Annotated in this window: 24 protein-coding genes; 18 read left to right on the forward strand and 6 right to left on the reverse strand. The window is 68.3% G+C overall.

Features of this window, described 5'->3' with window-relative positions; translation table 11 throughout:
- Nucleotides 1-29 precede the first annotated feature (29 nt).
- From WDJ57_RS03920 to WDJ57_RS03970, 11 genes are all read left to right on the forward strand, one after another.
- Nucleotides 30-374, forward strand: a complete 345-nt coding sequence (locus tag WDJ57_RS03920; RefSeq protein ID WP_338904107.1) for a winged helix-turn-helix domain-containing protein — start codon at nucleotides 30-32, stop codon at nucleotides 372-374.
- 2 nt (nucleotides 375-376) lie between these two features.
- On the forward strand, nucleotides 377-706 hold the full coding sequence (locus WDJ57_RS03925) for a DUF7521 family protein (RefSeq protein WP_338904109.1): 330 nt from the start codon (nucleotides 377-379) through the stop codon (nucleotides 704-706).
- A 48-nt stretch (nucleotides 707-754) separates the two neighbouring features.
- Nucleotides 755-2,368, forward strand: a complete 1,614-nt coding sequence (purH, locus tag WDJ57_RS03930) for a bifunctional phosphoribosylaminoimidazolecarboxamide formyltransferase/IMP cyclohydrolase (RefSeq protein ID WP_338904110.1) — start codon at nucleotides 755-757, stop codon at nucleotides 2,366-2,368.
- Between the two features lie 188 nt (nucleotides 2,369-2,556).
- Nucleotides 2,557-3,471, forward strand: a complete 915-nt coding sequence (locus WDJ57_RS03935; RefSeq protein ID WP_338904111.1) for a DUF7537 family lipoprotein — start codon at nucleotides 2,557-2,559, stop codon at nucleotides 3,469-3,471.
- A gap of 2 nt (nucleotides 3,472-3,473) precedes the next feature.
- Nucleotides 3,474-4,805, forward strand: a complete 1,332-nt coding sequence (locus WDJ57_RS03940; RefSeq protein ID WP_338904113.1) for a hypothetical protein — start codon at nucleotides 3,474-3,476, stop codon at nucleotides 4,803-4,805.
- Nucleotides 4,806-4,990: 185 nt separating this feature from the next.
- Nucleotides 4,991-6,259, forward strand: a complete 1,269-nt coding sequence (locus tag WDJ57_RS03945; RefSeq protein WP_338904115.1) for a multicopper oxidase domain-containing protein — start codon at nucleotides 4,991-4,993, stop codon at nucleotides 6,257-6,259.
- The gene (locus tag WDJ57_RS03950) at nucleotides 6,260-7,495 is read left to right on the forward strand and encodes a ZIP family metal transporter (protein WP_338904117.1); all 1,236 of its coding nucleotides are present in this window, start codon (nucleotides 6,260-6,262) and stop codon (nucleotides 7,493-7,495) included.
- A 104-nt stretch (nucleotides 7,496-7,599) separates the two neighbouring features.
- The gene (locus WDJ57_RS03955; RefSeq protein ID WP_417750484.1) at nucleotides 7,600-7,905 is read left to right on the forward strand and encodes a cupredoxin domain-containing protein; all 306 of its coding nucleotides are present in this window, start codon (nucleotides 7,600-7,602) and stop codon (nucleotides 7,903-7,905) included.
- Nucleotides 7,906-7,957: 52 nt separating this feature from the next.
- Nucleotides 7,958-8,245 (forward strand): DUF7538 family protein, encoded by a 288-nt coding sequence (locus WDJ57_RS03960; RefSeq protein ID WP_338904120.1) that lies wholly within the window; start codon nucleotides 7,958-7,960, stop codon nucleotides 8,243-8,245.
- A 63-nt stretch (nucleotides 8,246-8,308) separates the two neighbouring features.
- Complete coding sequence (gene folP, locus WDJ57_RS03965; RefSeq protein ID WP_338904122.1) at nucleotides 8,309-10,744, forward strand: dihydropteroate synthase; 2,436 nt, start codon at nucleotides 8,309-8,311, stop codon at nucleotides 10,742-10,744.
- A gap of 577 nt (nucleotides 10,745-11,321) precedes the next feature.
- On the forward strand, nucleotides 11,322-12,137 hold the full coding sequence (locus WDJ57_RS03970; protein ID WP_338904123.1) for a helix-turn-helix transcriptional regulator: 816 nt from the start codon (nucleotides 11,322-11,324) through the stop codon (nucleotides 12,135-12,137).
- Here the strand turns inward: WDJ57_RS03970 and WDJ57_RS03975 are convergent, their stop codons facing one another.
- Complete coding sequence (locus WDJ57_RS03975; protein ID WP_338904125.1) at nucleotides 12,138-13,196, reverse strand: glycosyltransferase; 1,059 nt, start codon at nucleotides 13,194-13,196, stop codon at nucleotides 12,138-12,140.
- Between the two features lie 100 nt (nucleotides 13,197-13,296).
- Between WDJ57_RS03975 and WDJ57_RS03980 the strand changes: the two genes are divergently transcribed.
- Together WDJ57_RS03980 and WDJ57_RS03985 are read left to right on the forward strand one after the other, a co-directional pair.
- Nucleotides 13,297-15,117, forward strand: a complete 1,821-nt coding sequence (locus WDJ57_RS03980; protein ID WP_338904127.1) for a S9 family peptidase — start codon at nucleotides 13,297-13,299, stop codon at nucleotides 15,115-15,117.
- Between the two features lie 67 nt (nucleotides 15,118-15,184).
- On the forward strand, nucleotides 15,185-16,282 hold the full coding sequence (locus tag WDJ57_RS03985) for an NADH:flavin oxidoreductase/NADH oxidase (protein ID WP_338904129.1): 1,098 nt from the start codon (nucleotides 15,185-15,187) through the stop codon (nucleotides 16,280-16,282).
- A 59-nt stretch (nucleotides 16,283-16,341) separates the two neighbouring features.
- On the opposite strand, the gene WDJ57_RS03990 is transcribed toward WDJ57_RS03985, so the two are convergent.
- Both WDJ57_RS03990 and WDJ57_RS03995 read right to left on the reverse strand, forming a co-directional pair.
- A complete protein-coding gene (locus tag WDJ57_RS03990) occupies nucleotides 16,342-16,818 on the reverse strand; it encodes a DUF4395 domain-containing protein (protein ID WP_338904131.1) in 477 nt (158 codons plus the stop codon).
- A gap of 176 nt (nucleotides 16,819-16,994) precedes the next feature.
- Nucleotides 16,995-18,401, reverse strand: coding sequence for a class II fumarate hydratase (locus WDJ57_RS03995; protein WP_338904133.1), 1,407 nt, complete (start codon nucleotides 18,399-18,401; stop codon nucleotides 16,995-16,997).
- Nucleotides 18,402-18,529: 128 nt separating this feature from the next.
- Here WDJ57_RS03995 and WDJ57_RS04000 point away from each other — a divergent pair, with 128 nt between their 5' ends.
- The gene (locus tag WDJ57_RS04000) at nucleotides 18,530-20,134 is read left to right on the forward strand and encodes a methyl-accepting chemotaxis protein (RefSeq protein WP_338904134.1); all 1,605 of its coding nucleotides are present in this window, start codon (nucleotides 18,530-18,532) and stop codon (nucleotides 20,132-20,134) included.
- A gap of 138 nt (nucleotides 20,135-20,272) precedes the next feature.
- Nucleotides 20,273-20,821 carry a hypothetical protein gene (locus WDJ57_RS04005; protein ID WP_338904136.1) on the forward strand — a complete coding sequence of 183 codons (549 nt, stop codon included), beginning with the start codon at nucleotides 20,273-20,275 and terminating at the stop codon, nucleotides 20,819-20,821.
- Nucleotides 20,822-20,864: 43 nt separating this feature from the next.
- Here the strand turns inward: WDJ57_RS04005 and fen are convergent, their stop codons facing one another.
- Nucleotides 20,865-21,842 (reverse strand): flap endonuclease-1, encoded by a 978-nt coding sequence (gene fen, locus WDJ57_RS04010; RefSeq protein ID WP_338904138.1) that lies wholly within the window; start codon nucleotides 21,840-21,842, stop codon nucleotides 20,865-20,867.
- Nucleotides 21,843-21,934: 92 nt separating this feature from the next.
- On the opposite strand from fen, the gene WDJ57_RS04015 reads away from it, so the two are divergent.
- Nucleotides 21,935-22,762 (forward strand): hypothetical protein, encoded by an 828-nt coding sequence (locus WDJ57_RS04015; RefSeq protein WP_338904140.1) that lies wholly within the window; start codon nucleotides 21,935-21,937, stop codon nucleotides 22,760-22,762.
- Here the strand turns inward: WDJ57_RS04015 and WDJ57_RS04020 are convergent.
- Entirely contained in the window at nucleotides 22,759-23,286 is a 528-nt protein-coding gene (locus WDJ57_RS04020; protein ID WP_338904142.1) for a GNAT family N-acetyltransferase, read from the reverse strand. The two genes, WDJ57_RS04015 and WDJ57_RS04020, sit on opposite strands and share 4 nt — an antisense overlap.
- A 70-nt stretch (nucleotides 23,287-23,356) precedes the next feature.
- Between WDJ57_RS04020 and WDJ57_RS04025 the strand changes: the two genes are divergently transcribed.
- Both WDJ57_RS04025 and WDJ57_RS04030 read left to right on the forward strand, forming a co-directional pair.
- Nucleotides 23,357-23,971 (forward strand): class I SAM-dependent methyltransferase, encoded by a 615-nt coding sequence (locus WDJ57_RS04025; protein WP_338904143.1) that lies wholly within the window; start codon nucleotides 23,357-23,359, stop codon nucleotides 23,969-23,971.
- Nucleotides 23,968-24,390 carry a DUF3054 domain-containing protein gene (locus tag WDJ57_RS04030; protein ID WP_338904144.1) on the forward strand — a complete coding sequence of 141 codons (423 nt, stop codon included), beginning with the start codon at nucleotides 23,968-23,970 and terminating at the stop codon, nucleotides 24,388-24,390. Before WDJ57_RS04025 ends, WDJ57_RS04030 begins: the two co-directional genes overlap by 4 nt.
- Before the next feature lie 30 nt (nucleotides 24,391-24,420).
- Here WDJ57_RS04030 and WDJ57_RS04035 read toward each other — a convergent pair whose 3' ends face one another.
- A complete protein-coding gene (locus WDJ57_RS04035) occupies nucleotides 24,421-24,585 on the reverse strand; it encodes a DUF7331 family protein (RefSeq protein WP_338904146.1) in 165 nt (54 codons plus the stop codon).
- Between the last annotated feature and the right edge of the window lie 90 nt (nucleotides 24,586-24,675).

Consider the following 24,675-nt stretch of genomic DNA (forward strand, 5'->3'; position numbering starts at 1 on the left):
TTATTACCGCCACCGGAACAACCGTCATCGTGAGTGAGGATTGCGACATCGAGGACATCGCCGGACTCCTCGAGGACGCGACGGTCAGGACAATCCTCACAGCAACGAGTGTCGAACCGATGGACGCGAACACACTGAGCGAACGATGCGGCGTCTCGGAACCCACCATCTACCGCCGGCTGGAGGAACTGCGGGACTGTGACCTCATCGAGGAACAGACCCGACCGGACCCGACCGGGGGCCACCACCACAAGGTGTTCACTCCGCGGCTGGAACGGGTCACCATCGAACTCAGAAACGGCGAACTGACACTGGAGGTGACCCGGGAACGCGACGCCGCCGACCGGTTCACCGACCTCATCGAGGGAATGTAACGATGCTACCGCTCCAACTCTCCCCGCCGGACGTCCCGTCGTGGGCACGCCTGGTCTCCCAGAGCATCAACCTGGTCACGGCGCTGGTCGGCCTGCTCATCGCCTACCAGGCCTACCGGGGGTACCGCAGGAACCAGAGCCGCCCGATGTTCTACATCGCGGTCGGGTTCATCCTGACGGTCGGACTGCCCTTCGTCCTGCTCGTCCCGACGCTGCTGCTCGCCGACGTCGAGCCGCTGCTCGTGGGACTCATCTTCGTCCGGGACATCGCCACGCTGGTCGGTCTCGCGGCGATTCTCTACGCGCTGCGGATGCCGGTCGGTGGCGGATAGGACCGGCGATTCGCAACGCCTTTGCGCCCGCCGGGCCGGTACTCGCACATGAACGTCGCCGGCATGGCCTCGAACCGGGGCCGCAACCTGCTGAACGTCGCCGACCGGGCACCGGGCGGTGCCGAGTTCGCCGTCATCCTCACGAACTCCGAGGACGCACCGGTCGTCGAGAAGGCACAGAAGCGCGGTATCCCGACGGAGACCGTCGTCCAGGGCGACGACGAGTCCCGGAGGGAACACGAGCGCCGCGTGGTCGACGCGCTCGCCGACTACGACTTCGACCTCGTCGCGCTCGACGGCTACATGCGCATCCTCTCCGACACCTTCCTCGACGAGATGCCGACGACGCTGAACGTCCACCCCGCGATCCTGCCCGCGTTCCCCGGCATGGACGCCTGGAACGACGCGCTCGACGCCGGCGTCTCGGTCACGGGGTGTACGGTCCACGTCGTCACCGACGCGACCGACGAGGATGGCAACGTCGTCGAGGCGCAGGTCGACGGCGGCCCCATCGTCACGCAGGAGCCGATTCCGGTCTACGAGGGCGACACCGAGGAAGACCTCCAGGACCGCGTGCTCTATCAGGGCGAGTTCAAGGCCTACCCGCGCGCAATCCAGTGGTTCGCCGAGGACCGGGTGACCGTCGACGAGGGCGCGAACGTCGTCCACGTCGAGGGCGATACGGGCGGCGACTTCCCGGCACGCCGGGTCGCCAGCCACGACCGGACCGCCGACCTGCGCTACGGCGAGAACCCCCACCAGGACGCCGCGCTCTACGCCGACTACACCGTCGACGAGGCCAGCGTCGTCCACGCGCCACAGCTCAACGAGGGCGCGAAGGGGCTGTCCTACAACAACTACAACGACGCCGACGGCGCCTTGAACCTCATCAAGGAGTTCGACGAACCGGCCGCGGCGGTCATCAAGCACACCAACCCCGCGGGCTGTGCGACGGCCGACTCCATCGCGGAGGCCTACGACCGCGCGCTGTCGACCGACCCGATGAGTGCCTTCGGCGGCATCGTCGCGCTCAACCGCGAGTGCGACGCCGAGACCGCAGAGCAGATTATCGACTCGTTCAAGGAAGTCGTCGTCGCGCCGGGCTACACCGACGAGGCGCTGGACGTCCTCTTCGAGAAGGAGAACCTGCGCGTACTCAATGTTGGAGAACTGGGAGACAGGACGGACCCGCTCACCGAGAAGCCGCTGGTCGGCGGCCGCCTCGTCCAGGAGCGGGACCTCCAGACCGTCACCGCTGAGGACCTCGAAGTCGTCACGGAGCGCGAACCCACCGACGAGCAAATCGAGTCGATGCTCTTTGCCTGGCAGACCATCAAACACGTCAAGTCCAACGCTATCCTGTTCGCGAAGGGCACGGAGACGGTCGGCATCGGCATGGGGCAGGTCTCCCGCGTCGACGCCGTCCACCTCGCCGGGATGAAGGCCGAGGAACACGCCGAGGGCAAGGACGCCGAGGGCGCGGTCATGGCCTCGGACGCCTTCTTCCCGTTCCCGGACGGCATCGAGAAGGCCGCTGAGGCCGGCATCGAGGCGGTCATCCAGCCCGGCGGGTCGAAGAACGACGACATGGTCGTCGAGGCCGCCGACGAGCACGACATGGCGATGGTGTTCACCGGGAGCCGGTGTTTCCGCCACGATTAGTGGCGGAAGCTCGAAGCGGGAGTGTAGCGAGCGGTTCGGTGGTTCCGGCACGATTAGTGTCGGCAACGTCGGGCTACCCGAGTGACGAGGGGCCACCCCAACACCGTCTACTTCAATCTTTGTCTCGGTTGCAGACCCGGTGACGAGTCTGGGTAGTATATGTATCGGCAGTCCACAGGGTGGAGTGTATGAAGGGCCTCCGACGACTCGGAAGTCGAATCGAGCGCCGACACGTGCTGACAGTATTCCTCGTCGCACTCGTCGCGCTGTCCGGGTGTGCCGGCCTCGGCGGTGGGGACGACGCGACGGCCACGCCGACGGCGACAGCGACGGAGACGCCGGCCGACGGCGCTGACGGCGGCGACGGCGGGACCGGGACGGCGACCGCGGAGTCGGTCGACGTGAGCGCCGCGGAGGTTGTCGGACCGGCCGTCGACGCGATGAACAGCGTCGAGAGCTACCGGTTCACGGGGTCGCTCACCCAGACTGTGCAGGCGCCGAACAGCCAGCAGAACGTCTCCCTGGAACTGAACACCAGCGTCGACCGGGCGAACCAGCGCCTCATGTCGGAGCAGACTATCGACGCCGGTGTCCAGACGCTGACGACGAACACGTACATCGTGGACGGGACCCTCTACCAGCGCGGGCAGCAGTTCGTCCAGCAGTACAACTCCGAGTGGATACAGGTCGACGTCTCCAGTGGCATCGAGGAGCAGTTCAACCGGAACGACGAACTCGGCGCGCACCGCGTGATGCTGGAGAACTCCTCCGTCGACCTGGTCGGCGCACAGACCGTCGACGGCGAGCGGGCCTACCGCCTCGAACTCGACGTCGACGAGGAGGCGCTGTCGGACTTCTACGGCTTCAACGGTACCTCGGTGACGCTCCAGAGCGTGAACACCACCATCTGGGTCGGCACCGAGTCGAACCAGGTGCTGCGCGCCGCGGGCGACATCCGACAGCAGATAACGGCGCAGGGACAGCAACTCACGACGGTCAGCACCTACGACGAGCGGTTCCACTACACTGACGTCGACATCACGCTCCCCGACGCCGCCAGCGGCGCCGTCGAAGTGAACCAGACGACCGGTCTGGCTGCCTGACGATGCACGGCGAGCGCTCGGCCGCCGTCGCGGGACTGCTCGCACTCGCCGTCGTCCTGGCGGGCTGTGGCGCGCCGATAGCGCAGTCGCCCCAGGCGACGGCGACACCGGGCGAGTCACCACCGACGCCGGAGCAGTCGACGCCCACGGACGACCCCGGCGAGACGGGAACGAACGGCTCGGCCGAGTCGCAGAGACGGGCCATCAACGTCACCAACGGCTCGCTGTCGGTCGACCCGAACCGGGTGTTCGACCGCGTGCAGTCCCTCCAGGGGACGGACGTCGAGCGCCCGCGCGTCGTCCAGGTGTTCAACAGCATCGCTGGCTTCGAGAACCAGTCCAGTGGCGTCGCCGTCGAGCGGAATCGGGACTTCTACCGGCTGGCGGGGATGACCTCGGGGTCGGTCAACGTCACCGAGTCCGTCACGCGCCAGAAGAACGGCTACGTCACCGGCTTCGGTTCCATCGTGCTGTACGTCGGCGCGAACGCCTCGACGGTGGACGAACTCCTGCTGGTCGCCCACGAGTTCACCCACTACCTGCAACTCCGGACCGGGCGCCAGGAACGGCTCTCGAAGAACATCGGCGGCATCTCGCTGACCGACAAACGCTACGTCCTCCGGTCGGTCGTCGAGGGCGGTGCCGTCGTCACGACGAACGCCTACCTCGCCGCGTACGCCAACACGAGCGCGACCAACTCCGAGATGTACACGGGCGTCCAGGCCGCGCTCCCGGACGGCCACATCGCGAAGTACGAGAACGGCAAGTACGTCAACGGCGACGCGTACATGGACTGGCGGGCGGAGTCGCCGGCCGACCTGGATGCGGTCTACGCGGACCCGCCCCAGACGAGCGAGCAGGTCCTCCACCAACTCGCGCCCGACGTGGAACCCCCGGCACCGCTGGCGGTGACCGTCGAGACTGGCGAGGCGCGGGTCGCCGCGGGACGGGACCGGATGGGCGAGGCGTTCGTCCGCACGGCCCTGGAGAGCGCCGTCGGTGAACAGCGAGCGGCGACGGCGGCGGCCGGGTGGGGCAACGACAGCCTCCACTTCCTCCGGCCGGCCGACGGTGAAGGCGAGACGGCCTACGCCTGGGTGCTCCGCTGGGACGACGCCGCCAACCAGACGGAGTTCCAGACAGCCTACCGCGAGTCGCTGGCCCAGCGTGGCACCGAGACGGGCGGCGTCTGGGCGCTGAACGACAGCGACCGCTCGGCGACGCTCGCTGCGCCGACCGACCGGACCTCCGTGGTCGTCTTCGGTCCCGACTCGCTGGTGCGAAACGTCTCCGCGACGGGACGGAACGGCGACATCACCGTATCGACGCCCTGAGCGGACTCTTTTCGAGACATTCCCGGGCGGGAACGGGGGACCGAGATAGCACGACGCCATCAGAGCGGCGTGTCGGACACCACTGTATTTCAATACCCACATCTGATTTTTAGACTCGTCAAACTTTTACGTGAGCCCAACATTTGCCAGCCCATGACACACCATACGAACGGGAGCGAGCGACGATGCCGTCGCTAGGCTACGAGCGGGCCGGCGCGGTCACGGCTCGGCTGGAAGAACGGCTCACCGACAGGCTGGTGGGCGAACAGAGCGTCAGCCGCCGGACGGTGCTGGGCAGTCTGGGCGTGGCCGGGAGCGCGGCGCTCGGCCTGGGCAGTACGCGGGGCAGCGCCTCCGCGGGACACGAGGACGACGAGGACCACCACGGGAACTTCGGGGCCGTCGACGAGTATCGCGACCGGGACTTCGACCCACACGAGTTCCTGCGGGCGTTCAACACCGGCAGAAACGGACAGGACGCCGTCCCGCAGGACGTCTACGAGGAGGACGGCCGCACTGTCCGCGAGTTCGAGTTCACCGCGGTCGACGTCCCAATCACCATCGCGCCGGGCGTGGAGTTCTCGGCGTGGGCCTACAACGGGCAGGTTCCGGGCCCGACCATCCGCGCCGTCGAGGGCGACCTCATCCGGGTGAGATTCGAGAACTTCGGCCGGCACGGGCACACGATTCACCCCCACGTCAAGAACGTCAACCCCGCGATGGACGGGATTCCACAGAACGGGCCGGGCGTCATCGACGCGGGGGAGGACCCCTTCACCTACGAGTGGATAGCACAGCCTGCGGGCGTTCACTTCTATCACTGTCACTCGCTGCCGCTGAAGGAACACCTCCACCGGGGCCTGTACGGCGCGATAATCGTCGACCCGGACCCCGAACGCGTCCGGGAGAATCCCGCGGACTACACGAACGACCACCCGAGCCAGATTACCGACGCGCTGGTCGAGGACATGGTCGCCGAGGCGAAGACGCGCAACCACGAGTACGACGAGAACGACGCCGTCGACGAGATGGTGATGGTGATGAACTCCTTCGACACCAACTTCGACGGCGGCAACGAGGTGTACGCCGCGAACACGCGCGCGTTCGCCTACGGTGTCGGGGAGACGGACGGGAAGGGCAACTGGAAGCCAGGCGAGACGAAGCGGCCAATCCAGATCGACAAGACCCGCCGACAGCGCGTGTACCTCGTCAACGCGACGGAGTTCGACCTCGTCAACTCCTTCCACACCCACTCGCAGTTCTTCGACTACTACGACCACGGCACGACGCTGACGCCGACCCATCAGACCATCGACACGGTGATGCAGTGCCAGGCACAGCGCGGCATCGTCGAACTGGACTACTCGGACCACCAGCCTGGGCTGTACATGTTCCACGCCCACCAGTCCGAGTTCGCCGAACTCGGCTGGATGAGCTTCTTCGAGGTGGTCTGAGTGAGCGACGAATCGGAGACCGACGGCGGCGTCGTCCGGGAGACGGACGCGCGTCCGTTCGGACTCCCCCGGTGGGTGAGTCTCCTGCTCCCGCTGGTCCTGCTCGCGGTCGTCCTCGGCGTCTTCGTCGTCGGCTCGCCGCTGCCGGAGACCGGCGGCCAGCCGCTCCCGGACGTGTCGATTACTCACACGACGATACCGGACGACGAGACAGTGGTGTTACACGCCACGAACAACGGGCCGGACTCGGTTACGATTTCGCAGGTGCTCGTCGACGAGGCGTACTGGAACTTCGAGGTGCGGGGAGCCGGCGGTGACCGGACGCTCGCCCCGATGGAGAGCGCCCGCGTCGTCCTGCCCTACCACTGGAACCCCGGCTGGGACCTGGAAGCCGTGCTCGTCCTCTCCGACGGGGCAACCTTCCACCACGCCATCGTCGCGCCGAGCGAGACGCCCGGGCTGACGCTCGACCTGCTCTGGACGCTCGCGCTGGTCGGCCTGTTCGTGGGCGTCATCCCCGTCGCGCTCGGGATGCTGTGGTTCCCCGCCATCAGGTCGATGAGCGACCGCTGGCTGCACGCCATCCTCCTGTTCGCCGTGGGGGTGCTGGGCTTCCTCGCCGTCGACGCCGGGTTCGAGGCGCTGGAACTCGCCGAGCAGGTCCCGAGTGCCTTCGAGGGCACTGCGCTCGTCGTCCTCGGCGTGCTGGGGTCGCTGCTGCTCGTCCAGTCGGTGAGCGCGTGGCGGCAGGGACGAGCAGCGAGCGGGGACAGTCGTGCAAGCAGCGGGCTCTGGATAGCCTACCTCGTCGCGCTCGGCATCGGCCTGCACAACCTCGCAGAGGGGCTGGCGATCGGGAGTTCATTCGCCCTCGGGCGCGTCTCGCTGGGCGCGTTCCTCGTCGTCGGATTCATGCTGCACAACGTGACCGAGGGCCCCGCCGTCGTCGCGCCGGTCGCACGCGGTGAGCGGCCCGCACTCGGGCACTTCGCGGCACTCGGCGTCCTCGCCGGTGCCCCTGTCATCCTCGGCGGGTGGATCGGCAGCCTGGCGTACTCGCCGACGCTCGGGGCCGTGTTCCTGGCAATCGGCGTCGGCGCGATTCTCCAGGTCTCCTGGGAAATCGCGGGGCTGGTCCGCGAGGGCAACGGCAGGCTGGCGAGCGCGACGAACATGCTCGCCTTCCTCGCCGGTCTCGCCGTCATGTACGTGACCGACCTGTTCGTGGCGCTGTGACGATGACGGGAGGGACACGCCGGGCGTTCCTGCGCGTGGCCGGTGTCGCACTCGCGGGCGCAGTCGCCGGTTGTCAGGGCGACAGTGGACCGACGACGGTCCGGATGACGGACGACCTCTCGTTCGACCCCGAGCGGGTCACGGTCGACGCCGGGGCCACCGTCGAGTGGGTCAACGAGAGCGACGTGGGCCACACCGTGACGGCGTCCGCCGACGCGATTCCGGCGAGTGCCGACTTCTTCGCCAGCGGCGGCTTCGACACCGAGCGGGCGGCGCGAAACGATATGCAGGGCGGGCTGGTCGCGGCCGGCGAACGGTACAGTCACACCTTCGAGCGGTCGGGGACCTACGAGTACTACTGCATCCCCCACGAGGGAAGCGGAATGGTCGGGAGCGTCCGCGTCCGGTAGCGTCCCGCGCTGGACCGAAACCGGTAGGAACGCGCAGCGACAGGGTGCGACCATGGGCGACCACACCGAAACCGAACTGTCGGCCCTCGGCGAGCAGGAGGGCTGGGGGACAGAGGGGTCGGCCGCCCGCGTCCACTACAGCGGGGCGTCCGACCGCTACAGCATCGAGTACTACCTGCCCAGCGACTGCGTCGTCTACTGGAAAGTCCCGCCGGAGGACCACAGCGAGACGGCGGTCCCCGTGGGGCGGGCGACAGTGCCGACCCCGCTGCGCGAGCGCATCCGCGAGGACCTCGCGGCGGCGGGCATCGACCCCGAGGTCGAGCAGCGGACGCTGTGACGGCGACACGGGCGGTCACCACCAACCGATGGTATAAAGCACGGCGACCCGATTCCAACAGGCATGAAGTTCCACGAGGCGGCAAACTTCCTCTTCGACCTGCGCCGGTTCGCGCCCCGCCCGGGGACCGACGCGACGGCGGCCCTCCTGGAGCATCTCGGGAACCCCCACGAGGACCTGGACTGCATCCAGGTCGCCGGCACCAACGGCAAGGGGTCGACCGCCCGGATGGTCGAGTCGACGCTCCGCGAGGCGGGACTGTCGGTCGGCCTCTACACCTCCCCGCATCTTGACGACGTCCGTGAGCGCGTCACAGTCGACGGCCGCAAACTCTCCGAGGACGGCCTCTGCGAGTTCGTCTCGGACATCCGCGGCTACGTCACCGACCGCGCCGCCGACGGCGAGGCTCCCACCTTCTTCGAGACACTGACCGTGCTCGCGCTCTGGGAGTTCGGCAGACAGGACGTCGACGTGGCCGTCCTCGAAGTCGGCATCGGCGGCCGCTACGACGCCACCAGCGTCGTGGACCCGGTGGCCGGCGCTATCACCAGCGTCGCCCTGGAACACACCGACGTCCTCGGCGACACCGTCGAGGAGATTGCCCGCGACAAGGCCGGCATCGGCCCGGCCGACCACCCGCTGGTCGTCGGCGCGACGGGCGAAGCCCGGTCTGTCATCGCCGACGAGGTGGGCGAGACGGTGACCGTCGGCGACGGCGGCGACGTGACCGTCTCCTACGACGGCCGCGAGGGGCTGGAGGGCGCGGTCACCATCACCGGCGACGGTGTGGACCTCGCGACGCGACTGCCCCTGCTCGGCGCGCACCAGGCGACCAACGCCGGCATCGCGGCGGTTCTCGCCCGGCAGGTCGCGGACGTGGACGCGGAGACGCTGGCGCGGGGCCTGCGCAACGCCCACTGGCCGGGCCGGTTCGAGTGCATGGCCGAGAATCCGCGGGTCGTTCTCGACGGCGCGCACAACCCGCGGGGCTGTGAACGCCTCGCGGAGACGCTCGGCGAGTTCGACTACGACGACCTGCACGTCGTCGTGGGGTCGATGGCGGACAAGGACCACCGCGGCATCGCGGCAGCCCTGTCCGAGGCCGCCCACGTCGTCGCCTGCGAACCTGACAACGACAGGGCCGAGGACGAGACGGTCGTCGCGCGCGCGTTCGAGACCGAGACCGACGCGGACGTCGAGACGCGCTCGGACGTGGCCGGGGCGCTCGACATCGCGCTCGACGCCGCCGGCGAGGACGACTTCGTGCTCGTCACCGGGTCGCTGTACACCGTCGGCGAGGCCCGCACACGGTGGGCGCGCACCGCCGTCCCGAAACGCGTCGACTCCATCCCCGAATCCCGCGCCGTCATCGAGGGCGCACACGTCACGGAGGCGGGTGCCTGGCGGATGCGCGGCAAGGGCGTCCACCGCGTCGTGAAGACCCGCGTCCAGCCACGACAGGCCCAGTACCTCAAGGAAGAACTGCTGTCGCTGGGCGGGGAGTGTGCCATCTCCGGGCTGAACGACCAGGACCTGGAGAACCTCGACGTCGTGATGATGGCGACGCTGGCGCAGTTCAAGCGACTCGTAGACAAACTCTCGGGGCAACCCTACGGCCTCGCGTCCTTCGGCCGCGAACTGCAGGAGACTCTCGGCATCGGCGTCCGGCCGGAGACCCACGGCTACCCCTGGGAGGACGGTACCGCAATCATGGGCATCCTGAACGTCACGCCCGACAGCTTCCACGACGGCGGCGAGTACGAGGCCGAGGCGGACGCCGTCGAGCGCGCGGAGGAGATGGTCGCGGCGGGCGCGGACATCGTCGACGTCGGCGGCGAGTCCACGCGGCCGGGGGCGGAGCCAGTGCCAGTCGAGGAGGAGAAAGCGCGCGTCGTCCCGGTCGTCGAGCGACTTGCGGACCTCGACGTTGCGATCTCCATCGACACCCGCAAGGCCGAGGTGGCGCGGGCGGCGCTGGACGCCGGCGCGGACATCCTCAACGACGTGTCGGGACTGGCCGACCCCGAGATGCGCCTCGTCGCCGCCGAGTACGGCGTCCCGGTCGTCGTGATGCACTCTATCGACACGCCGGTCGACCCCGAGCGGGAGGTCCACTACGACGACGTCGTCGAGGACGTGGTCGAGGCACTCACCGAGCGTGTCCTGCTCGCGGAGAAGGCCGGCCTCGACCGCTCGCAGATAATCGTCGACCCAGGGCTCGGGTTCGGCAAGTCGGCGGCGGAGAGCTTCGAACTGCTGGGTCGGCTGGAGGAGTTCCAGGGCCTGGGCTGTCCGGTCCTGGTCGGTCACTCCCACAAGTCGATGTTCGGCCTGGTCGACCGCGACGCGGGGGAGCGACTGGAGCCGACCGTCGCCGCGACGGCCGTAGCGGCCGAACACGGGGCCGACATCGTCCGCGTCCACGACGTGGCGGCGAACGCCGCAGCCGTCGACGTGGTTCGCGCTGCGGACAACCCCGCGAAATTCGACGCGGAGTGAGCGAGACGGTTCCAGGGGGTGAAACGGTCCCAGCGAGCGAGAGATTGCTACCCGTTACGCTCAATATCGACCCCGGAGTAGCCGTTCCTGCCCGCTTTCCGACGGCTCGCAGTCGGACGGGCGATGAACGGCTCACCCACAGAACAGTCACTACGCAGACCTGCGGAGTTCGGTACCCACCACCCGACTGGGCAACCCGGCAGATTCACAGTATGCCATGTTCCGGTCCGCTGGAGTGGCTCCGTCTACCCTTGCGGTCGTCCCCGGCCGGGACCAGTAGCCGGGGACCAGCGCTTCAACCCGGTCCGCCCGACGGCACCACCCTGCCGTCACTTCCGAAACGAACCGCGAATCGAGGCTAACTGTCTAGTGTCAGTTCGCTGTCTGGCCGATGGGGCCGCAGAAACACCGTTCCACCGGTCGCCACCCGGCCCCTTTAAGTAATATCGGCATTCGTAGGGATATCTTCCAGCGTTCTAAGACTCTAGTTTTCCGCCGAGAACGTGGAAGAAACCAGCAATTGGCATAATTAGTGGTGTACTTTAGGGAGCTACTCGGGGAACGGGAGGGTAACAACATGGGAGAGCAAGCAAAGCAGCACAGTGACGCGATGGAGACGCTGCAGTTTCTGGCAGGGTCCCAGGTGCGCGTGCAACTCCTCTCGGAACTGCAGGACAGGCAGGCCGACGCGCGGACGCTCGTCGAGCGGCTCGACGTGCCCCACTCGACGGTCCAGCGGAACCTCAACAAACTCGAAGACAGGGGCTGGGTCGGCGTGACCCTCGACCGGTCGTACTACGCCACCCCGGTCGGCGAGATGGTACTCGATGCCCTCGACGGGTTGCTCGGGACCGTGCAGTCGCTGGACGGGCTGGCCGACTTCGTCGACTGCGTCCCCTTCGACCTGTTCGGGTTCGATATCGAGGACCTGTCGGACGCCGACGTCGTCGTCGCCGACGAGCAGACCCCCTCCGCCCCGCTCAACGCGTTCGTCGGACACCTCGACGGGGCCAGCGGGTTCACGCTGCTGGCACCGCACTGGAACCCGGCCTACCGCGAGATAGTCGAGCGACAGCTCCCGGACTCCGGGAGGGACGGCCCGGCCGAGGCGGAGGTCATCACGGAGACGAGCCAGAAGACGCTGCTGACCAACGGGAGCGTGGGGACGCTGACCGACCTCCTCGACGAACCGGGCCTGACAGTCCGGCTCTCGGAGAGCAGCCTGCCGGTCGGTGTCGGCTACGTCGGGGACAGCGTCGCGCTGGCGGGCTACCGGGAGGGGAACCTCCACGCGCTGGCGGTCACCGACGCCGACGCCGTCCTGACCTGGACTGAGCGGTACCTGGCGGCCATCCGCGAGAACGCCGTGACCTTCCAGCCACAGGTCGTCTGACTACAGGAACCCGAAGTCGGACACCAGTTCCTCGTACGTGTCCAGATACCGGCCGAGCACCACGTCGTGGTCGTAGGACTGCCAGGTGTCGTCGACTGTCAGGTGTTCGTAGTCGCCGGCGTCGACGATGGCGTCGGCAAGTTGCTGGGGGTTCGTGACCCGGAAGCTCCGGGGATAGTTCTCGATGAGTTCGTGGGCGCTGGACTGGGCCTGGTACTCGACGAGGCCGACACAGCCAGAGGCGAGCGCCCACAGCAATTCGGTGGGGAAGTACTCGCGGTAGGCGGTCTGGACGAAGGCGTGGGCCCCGCGATACAGTTCCAGGCGGCGCTCGCGGTCGCAGGCCCCGACGAAACTCACACGGTCGTCGATGCGCAGGTCCGACGCCTGGCGCTCGTAGGACTCCCGCTGGGGGCCGTCGCCGATGATAGTCGCGCTCCAGTCCCGGTCGCGCAGTTCCGCGAGGCCGAGAAAGAGGCTCTCGATGTTCGCGCTCTCGTCCAGCGGGTGGGCGTACACCACGTCCACCTCCTCGGCGGGGTCGACGGACTCCACGAGCGAGAAGTCGATGCTCTCGGGGATGATGCGGGTGCTCTCGTCGTCCGCGCCGTACTCTCGAACGGTCGTCCGGACCATCTCCGAGGGGGTGATGACCAGTTGTGGCTCCCGCGCGACGGCGCGGGTCATCCGCGAGTCGCCGAGTCCCTCGTCACCGAACCACTCCACGGCCAGCGGCGAGCGTGCCAGTGTGCCGCCGACGGAGGCGGCAATGACCTGCTGTGGCGGCGACGGCCGCGCGTGGATGACGTCCGGCCCGTAGCGAGCGAGCAGGATGGGGAGACGGAGGCAGAACGACCCGACGGAGTCCGAGAGCGTGACGGCGTGGTACCGGATGTCCTCGGGCTTGAACACCTCGCCTTCGCCCTCCCACCACTGCGAGCAGAAGACGGTGACCTCGTGTCCGGCGTCGGCCAGGCCGTCCGCGAGACGCTGGAACCGCTCGTTGCCCTCGCTGTCGCGGTGGTGACTCGTCTCCATAGCGACGAGGGCGACGCGCATACGCGGGGCGACGGATGGAGGTATCAAAAATCCCCGGGGCCCGCACCCGGTGCTCGCGCCCACCCAACGATTTACGTTCGCTGCCCGCCTCCGGGCGTCCGTGTACGACCTCGAACGCTATCTGACGGTCCGGAGCGCCTACGGGGCGACGCTGGGTCCCGGCGGCGAGTTCGCCTTCCTGCTGGACACCACCGGCGTCCCGCAGCTCTGGACGGTCGACGAACCGGGCGGCTGGCCCCGGCAGCGCACCTTCTACGACGAACCGGTTTCGTTCGCCGCCTACTCGCCCGAGCGGCCCGAACTCGTCTTCGGCATGGACGACGGCGGCAACGAGCGGCTGCAACTCCACCGCCTGGACGCCGACGGGACGGTGACCGACCTGACGGCGATGCCCGACGCCAAGCACCGCTGGGGCGGGTGGAGCCACGACGGCGAACAGTTCGCCTTCGCCTCCAACCGCCGCGACGAGGCCGTCTTCGACGTCTACGTTCAGGACCGCTCGGCCACCGGCGACGACGCCGAACTGATCCTCGAAGGGGACGGCTGGCTCTCCGTCGGCGGATGGAGCCCCGACGACGACCGACTCATCGTCACGGAGGCGTACTCCAGTTTCGACCAGGACGTGTACGTGCTGGACATCGAGAGCGGCGACCTGACCCACCTCACGCCCCACGAGGGCAGCGTCCGCTACACCAGCGTCCAGTGGGGCCCGTCGGGCGACCTCTATCTCGTGACCGACGAGCGCTCGGACACGCTCGAACTCGTCCACATGGACGCCGAGGCGGGCGATATCGAGGTCGTCCGCGACGGCGACGGGTGGAACATCGACGGCGTGGCTGTCGACGAGGAGGACGGTCTGCTCGCGTACTCCCGCAACGTCGAGGGGTACACGGAGCTCGCGCTCGGGGAGGTGACCGGTCCCGGGACCGTCGAGGAGTTCGCCGTTCCCGAACTGCCCGGCGACGTCGCGGGCGGCGTCAGTTTCGGTCCCGACGGCGAGCGCATCGCCTTCTCGACCTCCGGCCGGGACGTCAACACGAACGTCTACGTCGCGGACGTGGCGGATTTGCGCGCGGCCGCAGACGGGACAGCCGCGGGCGAGGCCGTCCAGCGGTGGACCTACGCCTCGACGGCCGGCATCCCGCCGGAGACGTTCGTCGAACCCGACCTCGTCCACTACGAGACCTTCGACGGGCGGGAGATTCCCGCCTTCTTCTCGGTGCCGGAGGCCGGCGATGAGAACCTCCCGGTCATCGTGGACATCCACGGCGGCCCGGAGAGCCAGCGCCGCCCCTCCTTCAGCGGCCTCGTCCAGTACTTCCTCTCGCGGGGCTACGCCGTCTTCGAGCCGAACGTCCGCGGGTCGACGGGCTACGGGAAGGAGTACACCCACCTCGACGACGTGGAGAACCGGATGGACTCGGTGAGGGACATCGAGGCGGCGCTGGACTGGCTGGCGAACCACGACGCCGTCGACCCCGACCGCATCGTCGCCAAGGGCGGGTCCTACGGCGGGTTCATGGTCCTGGCCGCGCTGACGGAGTACCCCGACCGCTGGGCCGCTGGCGTCGACAGCGTGGGCATCGCCAACTTCGTGACCTTCCTGGAGAACACCGGCGAGTGGCGCCGCAAGCTCCGGGAGGCGGAGTACGGGTCCCTGGAAGAGGACCGCGAGTTCCTCGAATCCATCAGCCCAATCAACAGTATCGAGCAGATTCAGGCCCCGCTCTTTGTCATTCACGGCGAGAACGACCCGCGCGTCCCGGTCGGCGAGGCCGAGCAGATAGTCGAACAGGCCCGCGAGCAGGGCGTCCCCGTCGAGAAGATTATCTTCGAGGACGAGGGCCACGGCCTCTCGAAACTGGAGAACCGCATCGAGGCCTACACGCAGGTCGTCGACTTCCTCGACCAGCACGTCTGACGGCGCGGCAACCGGACGGTTCGCCGAGAACACCGGAGCCTTCAGGCTGTAGGGCAAACTGCCCCCGATGACAGCCGACCTGTTCACGTCGCTATCGCTCGCCGACGCGGCGGTACCGAACCGCGTGATGGTTTCCCCAATGTGTCAGTACGCCTGCGAGGCCGAGGACGGACTCGCGACGGACTGGCACGTCCAGCATCTCAACAGCCGCGCCGTCGGCGGTGCCGGCATCGTGATGGCCGAGGCCACCGCCGTCGAGCCCCGCGGCCGCATCTCGCCGCAGGACCTCGGCCTCTGGAGCGACGACCACGCCGACGCGCTGGCAGACATCGCCGCCTTCGTCCGCGACCAGGGCAGTCTCCCGGGCATTCAACTGGCCCACGCCGGCCGGAAGGCCTCGAAGACCCGGCCCGCCGACGGCTCCGAGCCGCTCCAGCCCGGCGCGGGCGGCTGGGAGACCATCGCCCCGTCGGCCGAGCCCTACCCCTACGACGAGGAGCCGCCGGCGACCCGCGCGATGACCGAGGAGGACATGGAGGGCGTGGTCGATGCCTTCGTCGACGCCGCCCGGCGGGCGGACGCGGCCGGCTTCGAGATTGTCGAGGTCCACGCCGCACACGGCTATCTGCTCCACCAGTTCCTCTCGCCGGTGACCAACGACCGCGACGACGAGTACGGCGGGAGCTTCGAGAACCGGACACGGTTCCCGCTGGAGGTCATCGATGCGGTGGACGAGGTCTGGCCCGCCGAAAAGCCGCTGTTCGTCCGCATCTCGGCGACGGACTGGCTCGCGGACCGGGAGTCCTGGACCGTCGCCCAGTCCGTCCGCTTCGCCGACCGCGCGGCCGAGCGGGGCGTCGACCTCGTGGACGTGAGCGGGGGCGGGCTCCACCCCGACCAGCGACTCCCGCGGACGGGACCGGGCTACCAGGTGCCGTACGCGGAGCGAATCGGCGCGGAGACGGAGGGGGACGTGGCCGTGGGCGCTGTCGGCGGCATCACCACACCCGAACACGCCGACGCGGTGGTCAGCAACGGCCGCGCGGACCTCGCAATCGTCGGTCGGGAGCACCTCAGGGACCCCTACTTCACGCTGCACGCCGCCGAGAAGCTGGACCGGCTGGACGACGTGCACGTCCCCCGGCCGATTCGTCGCGGGTTCTGACGCTCGGCCGATTCGTCGCGGGTTCTGACGCTCGACCGATTCGCCGCCGATGCCGACGCTCAGACGATGCCGAGGCGCTGGACGAACTGCACCTGGCGGTACATCCGACAGCCGAGACAGAAGCCGGTCGAGGCCGCGAGGCCAGCCAGCGCCGCGACGGTGGCGGCCAGCGCGTACCCCGCCAGCGGGAATCCGGTGACGAATGCGACGGTGGCCGCGGCGGTGAACGCCGCGCCCAGAACGCGAGCGAAGCGATGCGGCGCGGCCGGTTCGCGCTCCGCTGGCGGGTCGAGTACGCGCATCGCACCGTGTCGCCAGAGCGTGGCGTAGAGGTCGATTCGCCACCCGGAGACGACGGCTGCCGTCAGGACGACGGCGACGGCGTAGACGAACACCGGAAGTTGAAATGCGATGGCAGCGACGAGTGCGAGCGCGGTCAGCGACTGGCCGAACCGCGGGGCGCGCGGGTCCACCAGCGCCGGTCCGTCCTCCCGCGCGGTCGGACGAGGCTGTTCGGTCCCTGTCGACGTTTCCATTGCCAGTACCAGGCCCTCGTGGCGGATATAGGTCGCTCAGGCGGCGAGGGCGGCAGTGAGCTACGACAGCGAGAAAACGCGGGAACAGATGCCAGACGAAGCGAAACGGCAGTATTCGGCACGTAACCGCCGGTCGTGCGCGTCAGAAACCTGAACGGGAGCTGAGAGGTGTTTCGTCAGTCGTCGCCGAGGATGACGCGCTCGGTCATCTTCGCCGGGTCAAGCACCTCGTCGGCCTCGTCCTCGCTGAGGTAGCCCTCCGCGACGACGACCTCGCGGATGGTCTTGCCCTCCGCCATCGCCTTCTTGGCGACCTTGCTGGCCTTGTCGTAGCCGATGGCGGGGTTCAGCGCCGTCGCCAGGGCCATCGACTGCTCGACGCGGTCGGCGCAGTGGTCGCGGTCGGCCTCCAGTTTGTCGACGAACTTCTCGGCGAACACCTCGCTGGCGTTGCTCAGCAGTTTCGCCGACTGCAGGAAGTTGTGCGCCAGCACCGGCTTGTAGAGGTTCAGGTCGATTTGGCCCTCCGCTGCGCCGGCGGAGACGGCCGCGTCGTTGCCGACGACCTGCTTGTGGACCTGGTTGACGGCCTCGGCGACGACGGGGTTGATCTTGCCGGGCATGATGGAACTGCCGGGCTGGTTCTCCGGCTGGTCGATTTCGCCCAGGCCGTTGCGCGGGCCGGAGGCGAGCAGGCGGAGGTCGTTGGCAATCTTGTTGAGGCTGCCGGCAATCGTCCGCAACGCGCCGTGGGCCTCGCTCATCGCGTCGTGGGCGGCCTGGGCCTCGAAGTGGTTGTCGGCCTCGCGGAACTCGATGCCCGTCTCCTCGCTCATGTACTCCGCGGCCTTCGCGGGGAACTCGGGATGGGTGTTGAGGCCGGTCCCGACGGCGGTGCCGCCGAGGGCGAGTTCTCGCAGGTGCGCGCGGACGGCGTCGAGGCGCTCGATGCCCTTCTCGACCTGCGTCCGGTAGCCGGAGAACTCCTGGCCCAGCGTGATGGGCGTGGCGTCCTGGAGGTGGGTGCGGCCGGTCTTGACGACGTCGTCGAACTCCTCCTCTTTGGCTTCGAGCGACGCCGCGAGCGTCTCCAGTGCAGGTCGGAGGTCCTTCTCGGCGGCCTCGGCGCTGGCGACGTGCATCGCCGTCGGGATGACGTCGTTGCTGGACTGGCCGTAGTTGACGTGGTCGTTCGGGTGGATCTCGCGCGTGCCGATCTCGCCGCCGTAGAGTTCGGTCGCGCGGTTCGAGATGACCTCGTTGGCGTTCATGTTAGAGGACGTGCCCGACCCGGTCTGGAACACGTCGACCGGGAACTGGTCGTCGTGCTCGCCGGCGATGACCTCGTCGGCGGCCTCGATGATAACCTCGGCCTTGTCCTCGTCGACCAGGCCGAGGTCGCGGTTGGCCTGTGCGGCCCCCTTCTTGACGACGCCGAGCGCGCGCACGAAGCGGCGGCCGAACGTGACGTCGCTTATCGGGAAGTTCTCGATGGCGCGCTGTGTCTGTGCCCCCCAGTAGGCGTCGGCAGGTACCTGCATCTCGCCGAGGCTGTCTTGCTCGGTGCGGAAGTCCTCGCTCATACGTACGGGAGTTCCCGGGCCGAGGCGTAAAAGCCACCGATACGCACGAACTTGTGCGGTCTCCCCGGATTCTCACCGCTGAGATTTGGCGGGACACGTTTTTGCCGCCCACTTGGAGAGGTCTATGTATGTGGTCCTTACTTGCCCAACGTGCTGCCTCGGGTGAGGGTAGCCAGGAACCGGCGGACAGCACCGGGACGGACCGGCGGTCGGACGAGGCGCAGGCGCTCGTCCGGAGCATCCTGAACGGCCTGAAGGAGCCGACGGTGGTGGTGGACACCGACGGGGTCGTCACCCACGCCAACAGCCAGGCGCTCGACCTCTACGACACGACGGAGACGGAGGCCGTCGGGCGCGAGGCGGACGCGCTCCTCGACGAAGCCGGCGATATCGTGGGCGAGGCGATAGAGCGGGGTGAGGACATCCCGGAACGGGAAGCGGAGATACGCGTCGGCGGGGCGGTGACGCCCGTCGAGCGGACGGTGACGCTGCTGTACGACGACGACGGCGCGCTCGCCGGCGCGATGCTCGTCGAGAAGGACGTGACCGAGCGCCGTCGCCAGCGCCGCAAGAAGCAGGCGATGGAGACCTACCAGGAGGAGGTACTCGACGACCTGCAGGACAAACTCCACCGGCTGGCGACGGGAGACCTGACCATCGACCCGCGGGTGCCCGAACCCGACGCCGACTACGACGAGGTGATGGAGGTCTACGACGAGTTCACGGAGATGAACGACAACCTCGGCCGTGCCGTCGCCAACATCCGCGAGATAATCACGGAGGTGACCGAGAACGCCGACGAACTCGACGACACCGGTACATCGCTGTCGGCGTCGGCGGAGGAGGTCACGGCGGCTATCGACCAGATAGACGCCTCCTCGTCGGAACTGGCACACGGGGCCGACGACCTGGCCGAGGAGACCCAGCGCGCGAGCGGCAGCGTCGACGACCTCTCGGCGTCCATCGAGGAGATAACGGCCTCGGTTCAGCAGATAGACGCCCAGTCGGAGGAGGCCGCCCAGCTGGCCGAGAACGGCGTCGAGGACGTCGACCGCGCGGTCGGCCGCATCAGACAGGCGACCGACTCCACCTCGACGGTCGCACAGCGCATCGACTCGCTGGAGGAGAGCATGGACGAGGTCAGCGACATCATCGACATCATCGCGGACATCGCCGAGCAGACGAACATGCTCGCGCTCAACGCCAACATCGAGGCCGCGCGCGCTGACGAGGCCGGGGAGGGTTTCGCCGTCGTCGCCAACGAGGTCAAGTCCCTCGCCGAGGAGTCCCAGGAGTCCGCGGACGAAATCGCCGACATCATCCAGAGCGTGCAGAGCCAGACGGCCGACCTGGTCGAGAGCATCCGCGACGCCAACGACGAGGTGGAGGACGGCGCGGAGGCCGTCGAGGACGTGGTCGACCGGCTGGAGCGCATCCACGACCGCATCGAGCAGACCAGCGAGGGCGTGACCGAGATATCCTCGGCCGTCGAGTCACAGGCCGACAACGCCGAGGAGGTCAGCGCGGTCATCGACGACGCCGCCGGCCTCACCGAGGAGATGACGGCGTCCATCCAGCAGATATCCAGCGGCATCGACGAGCAGGCCGACGCGATGGACGAAGTGGCCCGCCGCGCACAGCGGCTCAGCGAGATGGGCGAGGAGACCTACGAACGCGTCGACGCCTTCAAAGTCGCCGACGACGAGAGCGCGACGCTCCGCGAAGAAGTCTGACGCCCGGGCTCGGACGGGCGGCCCTGGCCCCGCTCGTCCCCGCTGAGAGCGACGGACGACGTTCCCTCGTGGGAAATACAAGTCAATGGGATTGATATAATTGGGCAGTGACAAGGGGAGTGTACGGAGGTCACAGCCATGAGCCAGGACAATCCGATCAGTACGGTCTTCGAACTGCAGCGACGAACACTCGAGCAGAGCCAGCGGGCGATGGAGCAGTCCATCGAGTTCCAGAAACGCCTCAATCAGGCCATGATGAGCGGTATCGAGGGCCAGAGTGAGGCCCAGCAGCGCAGCGTCGACGTGACTCGGTCCGCGATGGAGAGCTACCTCGAAACCATCGAGTCGATGGTGCCCGGGTCCGAAGCCGGGGTCGAGCAGATTCGCGAAGCGATGGACGAGCAGTTCGCGGCCGTCGAGGATGCCCAGGCCGACGCCCAGGAGATGGCCGAAAACGGCCTCGAAGAGTACGAGGACATGTCGGCGGCGTACCTCGACGCGCTCAGCGAGCAGATGGACATGCTCTACGACGCCCACGAGGACCTGGAGAGCCAGACGCTCGAGTTCCTCGACGACACCGAGGAACAGCTCGAAGAACTCCGCGAGCAGGCCGAAGACCAGGCGCAGGAGCAAATCGAGCGCATCCAGGACCGCGCCGCGGAGCTGCGCGACCAGGTCGAAGGATAGTCGGCGAACTTCTCAGTTTTTTCCCCAGCGACCAGCAGTGGCGTCAAGCCCAGTCGTCCAGCCCCGTCTGGACCAGTGAGGACTCGATGCGCTCGAAGCCACGCGCAACTTCGTCGGGGTCGACCTCCCACGTCTCCGTGACGTACTCGCGGGCCGCCGCGACGTCCGGGTTCAGGTCCGTGTCGAACTCGCAGTCGACGACCGCCGGGTCCAGAAAGAGCTGACGGATGCGGTCCGCGTCGTCGACGTGGTAGCCCTCCGCCTCGAAGACGCCCCAGAGGTCGCCGTGTTCGCGGACCAGTGTGACGGCGGTCTTGGGACCGACGCCGGAGATGCCCTCGTTGAAGTCCGTCCCACAGAGGATGGCGACGTCGACGAGCTGTTCCCACGTCAGGTCGTGTTCGGCCAGCGTGGCGTCGAAGTCCATCAGTTCGGGGTCGCCGGAACTCGTGAGCTGTCGCAGGGTCAGCGGCGCGCCGAAGAGGAGGGCGTCGTAGTCCTCCGTGCCGACGTAGTCGACCTGTCCCCGCCGGGCCATCCTGGCGGCCTGGGCCTCCCCCTCTGCCGGGGCGTCGACGATGGGGACGTCCAGCAGGGCCAGCAGTTCCCGGGTCGTGTCGACGATGGTGTCCGTCAGGCGCTGGGTTCGCGACTCCAGCCGCGCGACGGCGATTGCGTCGTCCCGCTCGCGGGCCTCCGCCAGCTGGTCCTCGTACTTCTCGCGTTGCTGCCGGCGGGACTGCACCTCGTCGTCCTTCAGGTCGGTGACCGCGCCGTCGAAGACGAAGACGGGAGTGAGGTCGTGTTCGAAGAACTTCGGCAGCCCCTGGACGACGCCGACGAGGTTGGCGACCTCCGTGCCGTCGGCGGTGGTGTAGACGTCGTCGCTGGTCCACTTCACGGTCGTCGTGAGATACCGGTAGAGCCAGTTGTGCGCGTCGACGGCCACGACGGAGCCGGCCACGTCGTCGAAGGAGACGTCCCTGATGACCGCCAGGTCACGTAAGTCCGCGTTTCCCATTGCCACACGGTAGGACAGAGCGCCGTTTGAATCCCCCGACTCTGCGCGCCGGGGAGAAACGTTGAACAGAGTGTACGTCCAATACGTCTCACATGACAACGACAGGGGGTATTCTGACGGAGCTCAAACAACCCGAGTACGTCGGCGAGAACCGGTGTATGCCGTGTACCGTCGTGAACACGCTCATCGCAGGGGCGGTGAGCGTCGTCGTCGGGGTGGGAGTCGCGACAGCGAGTTCGCCGGCCGCCGGGGTCGGCGCGGGCCTGGTCGTCTTCGGCCTCAGCCTGGCCGCGATATACCTGCGGGGCTATCTCGTGCCGGGGACGCCGACCCTGACCAAGCGGTACTTCCCGGAGTGGCTGCTGCAGTTGTTCGGCAAAGAGCCGGAGGAGATGCCGGAGCCGGGACAGGCCGAGGTCGACCCCGAGCAGGTGCTCACGAGCATCGGCGCCCTGGAGGAGTGTGCCGACGGGACGGACCTCTGTCTGACCGACGGCTTCCGCGAGGAGTGGGACGAGGAGATACAGCGCCTGGAAGCGGAGGACGCCGACCGCGAGCAGTTGCTCCGGATGCTGGACACCGAGGAGGGGGAGGTCAGCTACGAGGAGTACGGGGCGGCCTTCCGGGCCTTCGTCGACGACCAGCCCGTCGGCAAGTGGGAGTCCCGCGGGGCCTTCCTCGCGGACCTGGGCGCGGCGAACGTGCTGGCGCGGTGGTACTCGGACTGGGACCGACTGTCACTGCCGGGGCGGAGCCAGCTACTGAGCGGGATGCGGCTGTTCATCGACACCTGTCCCGAGTGCGGCGGCGTCCCGGAGTTCGGGGCGGAGACCGTGGAGTCCTGTTGCTCGACGTACGAGGTGGCGGCCGTCTCCTGTACCGACTGCGGGGCACGGCTCTTCGAGACCCGCGCGGTCTAGGCGGGGTCGTCGACGACCGGTGGGGGGGGCGCGTCCGTCCGCTCGTCGAGAAACGCCCGTTCGGCCGCCGAGAGGTCCCGCTCGCGGTAGCGGTCGAGTCCCTCCCGGTACGTCGCCGGGTCGCGGTCAGCGCCGAAGGCACAGACCAGTTCCGCCAGGCCGGTCGTCTCGCCGGTGAACCCGAAGCCAGCGCGGTAGGCGGCCTCGTAGGCGAAGGGGTTGTTGACGGCGATACAGACGCGTTCGAAGCCACGGTCGAGCGCGCGCTCGGCGGTGAACCGGAGCAGTCGCGGGCCGATTCCCTCCCCGCGGCGGTCGTGGCGGACCGTGACGTACCGCAGGCGGAGCGTGTCGGGGTCGGTCCGGTCGGGGTCGAAGGCCACAGCCCCGACGACGTCGCCGTCCTCGCGGGCGACGGACTTGCCGGTCCGGGACATGACGAACTTGCCGGCGTAGCTGAACTGCTCGTAGTCGAGCCGGAGCGTCGGGCCGTCGGCCGGCCAGCCGAGCACCGCGAAGTCCATGTCCCCCCCAGGGGCCGGAGGGGTATGTGTGCTGCGCAGGCGTTTAGGCAGCGGGGGACCAACTCGGGGCATGCACGCAGGCGACGTCGCCCCGTTCGACCGGTTCGCGCGGCTGTACGACTTCTTCATGCCCGGGGCGGACCGGGCGAAACTCGACGCGGGGCTAACCCGGGCCGAGCGGCCGCTGGAGCGGGTCGTCGACGTCGGCGGCGGGCCGGGGCGGGCGGTGCGGGAACTCGACGCCGCGTGGCGGCTTGTCGTCGACCCGGCGCAGGGAATGCTGCGGCAGGCGCGCCGGCACGACCTGCAACCGGTGCAGGGCGACGGCGCGCGACTGCCGCTTTCGACCGGGAGCGTCGACGCGGTGCTGGTGACCGACGCGTTGCACCACATGGGCGACCAGCACGGGGTCCTGGAAGAGGCCGCGCGCGTCCTGCGGCCCGGCGGGGTGCTGGTCGTCAGGGAGTTCGACCCGACGACGCTCCGGGGGCGGGGGCTGGTCCTGGCCGAACGCGCGGTCGGGTTCGACTCCGCGTTCTACAGTCCGGACGCGCTCGCGGATGATATCGCGAGAACGGGGTTGCGAGCGTCCGTCGTCGAGCGGGGGTTCGGGTACACCGTCGTCGGGGTGAAGCGCGTCGAGAGCGAGCAATCCAAGTCGCGGGAGTCCGAAGTCGCGGTATGAGCACCACCACCTCCCTGCGGTCGCGGGTCGAACTGACCTCGCTGTCCGCGTGGCTGGCCGTCGGGGACGCGGCCGCGCTGACCGTCTTCTTCACCATCGGTGAGAAGAGTCACGGGTACCAGCCGTTCGCGAATCCCAGCATCATCGCGGAGGGCGTCGCCCCGTTCCTGCTTGCGTGGCTGCTCGCCGCCGCGGTCACCGGCCTCTACAGCGCGGAGGCAATCTCGTCGCCGAGGACCGCGCTGACCGCGACGCTGCCGGCCTGGGTGCTGGGCGCGCTGGCGGGTCACGGTCTCCGCGCGACGGAACTGTTCCGCGGCGACACCGCCTGGACGTTCATGCTGGTCTCGCTTGCGGTCGGCGGCGTCCTGCTCGTCGGGTGGCGGGTGCTTCTGGCAGCAGCGTACAGTCCCGAGTGACGGCAGGAAGAAGGGAGCGGTGGGTCGGCGCTACCGGTGTCGTTCGGCTGTGACGGCGGCGTCGGACTGGAGCCACGCCTGGTGGTTCTCGCGGTCGTAGATGACGAACTCCTCGTCGCCGATGGTCAACTCGGCGTACCGCGCGCGTTCTTCGGCAGTCTCAGCGTCGCCGTCGTCGGTTGCGTTCGTGCTCATTGGAATCTCTGGTCGGCCGCTGTGTCCTCTATGCCACGTTATTCCACACCACTAAATAAGTACTCCCCTGCAATTATCTGCATTGATAAC

Source organism: Salinibaculum sp. SYNS191 (genome assembly GCF_037338445.1).
Classification (GTDB): domain Archaea; phylum Halobacteriota; class Halobacteria; order Halobacteriales; family Haloarculaceae; genus Salinibaculum; species Salinibaculum marinum.